The sequence below is a fragment of the Anaerolineae bacterium genome, from assembly GCA_014360855.1.
GTDB lineage: Bacteria > Chloroflexota > Anaerolineae > JACIWP01 > JACIWP01 > JACIWP01.
In genome coordinates, this window is sequence record JACIWP010000268.1 from 1 (window position 1) to 4021 (window position 4021).

Sequence of the window (4021 nt, forward strand, 5' to 3'; positions counted from 1 at the left end):
GAGCCACAGCGCCATCGCGCCGGCCGCCACGTACAGCAGGGTGATCCAGGTCATCACGCCCAGCGCGTCCAGGCCGCTGAGGAGCTGAAACACGGCGCTGAAGAGCAGGAAAAGCACCTTGTCGGTGGGGAATGCGGTTTCGATGCCCCACTGGTAGACCTGATCGGGGATGGTGCCGGCGGCAATAATACGGGTCGTGTCGGCCATATAAGCCCAGGAATCGGGCTCCAAGGGGATGGGTTTGGGGCCAAAGGCAAGGTAGAGCCGCGATGCCAGGACGGCCGCCAGTGTGATCAGGAGAAAGAGAGCGGTGACCATGTGCCGCCGGCCCCATGCCAATCGCGGCCGCGCCGGTCGCCGGCCCAGCCATATGCCTGCCAGTATGGCCGTCACTGCCAGCATGGCCCCCCAGGCCCAGCCGGCGTTCAGCCGGTGCAGGCCGGCCAGCGCCAGGCCAATCAGCGAGGTAACCACCACGCTCAACGCCGTGGAGAGCATACCCCTTCCCAGGGTGGAAAACCCTTCCTCCCGCGGCCAGATGAGGCTCACCAGGAAGAAGCCGGGCAGCCCCCAACAGAGCGCAATGGCCAACATGAGTCGAATGATCTGCATGCTCTATACCCTCTGCCGCGGGACGGCATTACACATAGCCCAGCCCCTTCAGGTGACGCTCCATCATCTCTTCCTCCTCGGCAGAGTATCCCAACCGCTCCTCGCCCTGATAATACTGCTCCAGGCCCTGAGGATCGTAGCGGATGCGTTCCCGTACCGCATCGCGCAGGAGGGAGAGCAGGGGCTGACCATCCAGGCCGGCGGGAACGGGCACGTCCATCAGCGCCAGGATGGTGGGATACACATCCCAGAGGCGGGCGCCGGCGACTTGTTCTCCCTGCCGAATGCCCGGGCCGGCCGCCACCAGAATGCCGTCCATGCGGTGCCAGCCCGTGCGGCCGTACACGGACGTCAGCCAGCGGTGCGAGGAGAATTGGGTGTTGCCGTAGGCACAGACGCGCATATCCCGCATGAACACCGTGATATCGGGGCCGTTGCTGGCATACGGCCCGGCATATATATCTTTGCCGAAGACGATTTCGGTGACCAGCGGACGGCCGGTGCGCGGGTCAGTGATACGCCGCAGGCGTTCTGCCACCATCTCCAGCGTTTCATCGTAGCGCTCCGGCGGGACACAGCCCTGCGGCTCCCGGCCGGCCAGGTTGATGAAGATGGGGCCGGCGTTGCCGATGGAATAGGCCACCGTGCGGCTCCAATCCACGTCGTCGAAGGAGACGAACAGCCGGCGCAGCAGGGCAAAGGTTTCCTCCCGGCGGTGGCGCGTGGCATGGGCGACCGCCCGGTTCAGCCTGAGCCGAAGCGACCACTCATATAGGTTCAGCGGGGTGAAGCCCATGGAAAACAGCAGATGCTTCAATCGGCTCTTCACGTGCGGCTTCACCACCATCAGCCCTTCCTGGATGAGCCAGGTGTTGATGTGGAACCAGTCGTCCAGCGGACCGAAACCGTGGTCGGAGACCAGGAAGACATTGACGTCCTGGCCGGCCTCCGCCAGGAGCGCTCCAACGGCCGCGTCGATGACCTCGTACGTGTGGGCGATGGCATCGCGGAACTCGGCCGGCGCATCCGGATCATACTGCGGGTGCGTCGGGTCCTGATAATGCCACATGGCATGCTGGACCTGGTCCACCCCCATGAAGACCACCATCGCCGTATCCCACTCCGCCAGCGTCTGCAGGAAGCGGAAGAGTTCCACCCGCTTCCAGGTCAGCTCCTCGATGGCCCGCAGGAACTCGCGCTCGCGGCCCGTGGGGTGAAAGACGCTGGCCGGCCAGACCTCATAGTCGGGGATGGCGCGGCGGATTTGCTCCGTCAGCTCGGGGGGATAGGTGTAGGTCGTCGCGTCCGCCGGCGTCAATATGCCCGTTACCCAGAACCCGTTGATGGGCCGCGGCGGCCAGGAGGCTGGGATGTTGATCAGGCAGGAGCGCCTGTCGTGCCGGCTCAACACCTCCCAGAGGGTAGGGGAACGGTTCATGGTCAGGTTGTTGGTGCGAAGCTCATATGTGCCGGCATCGCGGTAGCGGAAGTCATAAATGCCATGCCGGCCGGGGTTGACGCCGGTCATGAAACTGCTCCAGGCCGGCGCGGTCACCGGCGGGATCGTACTGCGGAGCGGCCCCCAACTGCCCCGCTCCAGCAAAGCGCCAATGTGCGGCAGTCGGCCCCCTTTTACCAACGGGATGATCTGATCAAAGGTCGCGCCGTCAATGCCGATGACCAGAGTGCGAGCAGAACGAGAGCCATGTGCCGGCATGGTATCCTCCTATGTTGGCGGCGAATGTTCTTACCCCCGCTGACCGCGCGAGGTCAGGGGATATCCTCGGAGGCGGGCGCCGGCAGATAGCGCGGGAGAAGCGTCCATGCCAGCGCGCCCAGCGCCCGCCAGATGACGTTGGTCAACAGGATCAGGAACGAGAAGGCGATAGCCTGCTCGGCCGGCTGTCCGAACAGATTGAATGTCGGGATCATCACCGCATCCCGGGTACCAATACCCCCGATACCGATCGGCAGCATGGTCACCAGGCTGACGAAGGCCATTACCAGCGAGATCTGCCAGAAGGAGAGCGGACATCCCATGGCCTGTCCCACCAGGTAAAGGGAATAGAAATACAACAGGCGGGTGGCGATGGAGAACAGCGTCAGGCCGACTACCGCCCGCGGCCGCATGCGGCGGAATTCGGCCAGCAGGGCCGCGCCCGATTCCTGGCGCAGGCGGGGCGTGCGGCGCGCCAGCCAGGGGAAAATACGCTCAAAGGCCCACGACTGGACGCCTGGCGAGAGCAGTAGCGCGGTGGAGGCGGTGATGCCGGCGCCCAGGATCAAGGCCAGGTACAGGAGGCCGCGGTTCAACACCAATTGAGGCAGAACGGCAAAGGCGATGAGGCCGGACAGCAGGATGGCGATAAGTTCCACCGTCTTCTCCCAGAAAGGCGTCAGGAGGGAGACCGACCAGCGGTAGCCATCGCGATTGAGGAACACCGAACGCACGAAGGCGCTGACGCCGTCGGAGATGAAGAAGCCGGCGGAAAAGCCCAGGAAATAGAGCAAGATGCTCATGGGAAACGGTTGGCGGATGCCGTATATGTGGGCGATAATGTGCCAGCGGAGGGAGCGCAGTATCACTACCATCGGGAATATCACGAACCAGGAGATGATCAGCAGGGGGAGTTGCACGTTCAGGAGCAGGGCCAAGGCGCGCGAAAAGTCCACCCCGAACAGCAGGATGCCAATCAGGATCAGGGGGCCGGCGGCGCGCAGTGCCCAGCGCGCCAGGGTGCCCATGCGGATATGGCGGGAGGCCGGCGATGGCCCTGCTGTCTCGCGATCCGCGCTTTTCCCCGGTGTTTCCAACCGCTCACCTCTGCCGAATAAGTTCGATGAATCCTGTGATGTGGGCCTTCGCATACGTGGCACAGGATTTACCCTGTGCCGGCCAGGCTTCCGCGCACAGCCAGCACGCCCAGAGCCATGCCGGCGATGGAGGAAATGGTGCGCACGGAACCATCCACCATCATCTCGGGGATATCCTCCAGCCGGCGCAGATGGACGCGCAGTTCCTCCGTCGGGTCCAGGTGCTGTTGGCCGGCCGGCCGGCAGTCTTCCGCCAAAAAGTAATGGATCTGGCCGCGGGAGCGGTTGGGGCTCATGAACAGGCTCCCCAGGTGCGTCCAGCGCGCTGACCGGTAGCCGGTCTCCTCCTCCAGCTCCCGCTGTGCGGCGAACAGGGGCGAGGGGTCGCTCTCGTCCATGTAGCCGGCCGGCAGGTCCAGCGAGAGCATGCCCATGCCGTGCTTGTACTGCTCCACGAAAATGACCAGGCCCTCCGGGGTCACGGGGAACATCATCACCACGTCGGGGCCTTCGCTGACCAGATAGCGCTCGATATGCCGGCCGTTGGGCAACAGCACATGCTGTTCGATCAGACTCAGCCAGGGGAGAATGTCAT

4 protein-coding genes are annotated in these 4021 nt (G+C 64.2%); all 4 read right to left on the bottom strand.

The window, feature by feature from the left end; translation table 11 throughout:
• Positions 1–612: DUF1616 domain-containing protein (locus tag H5T60_12395; GenBank protein MBC7243231.1), on the bottom strand; the 612-nt coding region annotated here is incomplete at its 3' end.
• Between the two features lie 28 nt (positions 613–640).
• Positions 641–2329 (bottom strand): alkaline phosphatase family protein, encoded by a 1689-nt coding sequence (locus H5T60_12400; protein MBC7243232.1) that lies wholly within the window; start codon positions 2327–2329, stop codon positions 641–643.
• A 53-nt stretch (positions 2330–2382) separates the two neighbouring features.
• Complete coding sequence (locus H5T60_12405) at positions 2383–3426, bottom strand: flippase-like domain-containing protein (protein MBC7243233.1); 1044 nt, start codon at positions 3424–3426, stop codon at positions 2383–2385.
• A 68-nt stretch (positions 3427–3494) separates the two neighbouring features.
• On the bottom strand, positions 3495–4021 hold a 527-nt coding region (locus tag H5T60_12410; protein ID MBC7243234.1), incomplete at its 5' end, for an NUDIX hydrolase.